The organism is Paenibacillus sp. P4_E11 (assembly GCF_056401635.1).
Map to the genome: position 1 here is coordinate 1 of NZ_JBFUIX010000317.1, position 2603 is coordinate 2603.

1 protein-coding gene and 1 pseudogene are annotated in these 2603 nt (G+C 47.5%); both read left to right on the forward strand.

Features of this window, described 5'->3' with window-relative positions; genetic code table 11:
- On the forward strand, window positions 1-225 hold a 225-nt coding region (locus tag AC1DWB_RS33375; protein ID WP_477545391.1), incomplete at its 5' end, for a hypothetical protein.
- Between the two features lie 525 nt (window positions 226-750).
- Window positions 751-1359: pseudogene (locus AC1DWB_RS33380) on the forward strand (Gfo/Idh/MocA family oxidoreductase); the annotation flags it as partial.
- Window positions 1360-2603: the final 1244 nt, after the last annotated feature.

Sequence of the window (2603 nt, forward strand, 5' to 3'; positions counted from 1 at the left end):
GGGTGGAAAAACACCCCTATCTTTGCACAAGGGGAGTATGCGCCTGCTCCTACGATTGTATACGATTTGAAGGCTGAGGGGCCGGTACACGTGGTTACCCTGTTGTTTCCGACAAACGCTGGAGAAACATGCCCCGTGAAAGATATTGAAGTTCATGATCGACAAATCCGGTTGAACCTGCTAAGCGGTCAATGGATTGTTATTGAAGAAACAGAATATTTATAGGGGACAAGTACCGGAAAAACCGTCGGTTTCATTTTAATCTGCACAATAACGTGTGGGGCACCAATTTCACGATGTGGTTTGAAGATGACTTGAAATATCTCATCCGTTTGACGTTGCAGTCGAATCGGATGAGATAGCCGCAACTCACATAGAGACGGACGGAATCGTCCTCCGTAAGCGATCGCGCTGAACGGAGGGCGATTTTCTATTTACACTGCCGAAGCGACTGTTCATGGGCCTGCTCTAATCTCATCTATAGAGCGTATTTTATCGTGTTATGCGCACTGTAAAAATAAGCTGATGTACGAAAGAACTGCCGATGGCAAAAATTCGAATCGTCGATTACTGTGAACTCAGGAACGTCGTTCCTTTATCCTAACCAAGAAGGAGTGAATGAAGGCATGTTCAGGAAAATAAAAGCATGGACGATTTCTTCTCTTTGACTGATGCTAGATGCTATATTGTTCATCAAGCTCAAACCAACCGTATTAAGCAGCCGTTGCACCGGATAATCGGGACGAGAACGAAACGGGCGGCTTGTTCCTGCAAAAGGCGACGCACGACTTCGATTACATCAACCACATCCTCGGTACAAAGCCGGAAACCGTAGCCGCGATGGTATCGAAACAAATATTCAAAGGGACGAAGCCTGCCGGGCTGAAATGTGTTGACTGCGATGAAAAAAGGACGTGTCCCGAAAGCAAGTTCGGGAAGGATGAAAGGGCGTACTGTGCTTTCGCGGAAGATACGGGCAACGAAGACTCCGGCAGCGCGCTGATCCGTTATGAATCGGGAATGCACTTATCGTATTCGCAAAACTTTTTCGCGCGGAAAAAGGCGGCTGCTCGTGGAGCACGGTTCCTCGGCTACAAAGGGACGATCGACTTCGATTTCTACACCGGGCAGGTTAAAGTGTTCATGCACCATTCGACGCGAGTCGAAACGTATGAATTCAGCGGAGACGAAGGGCATTTCGGCGGCGACAGCGTGCTGGCGAAAAACTTCATCGAGCTGATGCAGGGCGATGCGGAGTCGGTTTCGACGCTTGACGACGGTTTGCAGAGCGCGCTTCTGTGCTTGAAAGCGAAGCAATCGGCCCTAATGGGTACGTTCCAGCAAGTATCCTGGGTATAAAAAAGGAACAAGAAATAAAACGGTTGACCGATATTGCTTAATCATAGAGAAAACACCTCAATTGTGCGGAAGTGTAGACTTTGACATTTCACTTCACCAGACGAAGAGGTGTTTTTCTATTTTCGTCAAGCTGACGGCCCGATTTCTCTATGCAGGTTAAATTGATTTTGAAGCTGCAAAAGTTGAGTCATCCAGACCTCCCGAGTAATCATTTCTAACGATTATCGCCCCGGCCGATGGTAAAGCAGGCTTTCACCGCATGTCGGATGCTCAAATCTGATTATTATATCGCACGGTCCGACTGTTATGTTACGTTACTAGCATAGCCGGACGGTCGCGGCCAACGGCTCGCAAAATCAGGACCAAGATAAGGTCGCCGTCTGCAATACCGCATATCGTCGCCTAACCGTGAAACGATAGTCGTATTTTGCCATCATGGGTCCGGTCTGACCTGGCTGGCCCATTCGCYCGAGATCCCTTTCCTAAGTCTGGAGCGGGTTTTGGCTTCCGCCAAGCTCCGTTACGACGATTTTGTTCGAGGAAAGGAGTCAGGAATGGGTGGTTCCCCGCTGTATCGGCCTGGGAAGTATAGCCCATCTGCATGAGGCGGGGTTGAAAGTATCGACAGGACTTCTGGTCAATGATGTTTGAAAGCCGACGGAAATAGGGATAGATCGGAATAGTCATCAAATAAGATTTGCCGCTCTAGGCGGCAGATCTTATTTTTTTCTACGACAGCATAATTTACTAACAATATATCTTCATCCATTCTTGCTCCAGTTTAGACAGATAAGCATCGGGATCTCGATTAAATTGTCTACGATCTACACTTTCCGTCAAGCMTTCATTTCTGTTTTGAGTGGAAAAATGCTTCATGGCTAGCATTTCAGCTGCGGATTATTGAAGCACACGTGGAGCACACGCCTCTCTTTTATACATGTGCTCGCGGCAACAATGCAACAATTGGCGGTGCTCGTGGGATACAGTCGGCCGGCTATGGGACTCAGAGTTAATCTACCAAAAAAGTCTCGGCCTGTGACCTCCAGTTCCATTATGAAACATGCTGATGTACAGGCCAAGACATTTTCATAGTAGGCGGTGGCTATGAAACAGACGGCAGGTAGTCTAGGTTTTATTGGGAGGAAAAAAGCCGGAAAGAATAGTCACAAAAAAGTCATAGCGTATTCATTAGGCCGTCATAACCATGCTTTATCTTTAATAGGCATCACCAAGTAGAAGTGGAG